Origin of the sequence: Lysinibacillus sp. VIII_CA (assembly GCF_049943995.1) — a bacterium.
GTDB lineage: Bacteria > Bacillota > Bacilli > Bacillales_A > Planococcaceae > Lysinibacillus > Lysinibacillus pinottii.
Genome location: NZ_JBNFXM010000134.1, coordinates 1 through 243, shown reverse-complemented (window position 1 = coordinate 243; position 243 = coordinate 1). Strand labels below are relative to the sequence as shown.

The window sequence follows — 243 nt, the reverse complement described above, 5'->3', positions numbered from 1 at the left end:
AGATCTGGCTCGGTTAGTTGAACGTGCCCTTTCATTGGCTGATGCCTTTACAGTTCGCTCAGATTTAGAGCGAGCCGCCCAAGTCTTAAGTGAGGCGAAAGAGCGCATCGGCTTCAACAAAGAGATCGACCGACGCTTGAAGCTTCTCACCAAACGTCTTGAATCAGACTTTATGACCGCAACAACTGAAGCCGCACCCGCGCAAGAACCGACACCAACTGCACCGGTCGTAAGGTCGCAAGC

The 243-nt window shown here is 52.7% G+C and carries 1 protein-coding gene; it reads left to right on the top strand.

Annotation, left to right across the window (positions count from 1 at the left end; translation table 11 throughout):
- Positions 1–243, top strand: a 243-nt coding sequence (locus ACP3VS_RS24555) for a hypothetical protein (RefSeq protein WP_426390344.1), incomplete at both ends; no start/stop codon positions are given.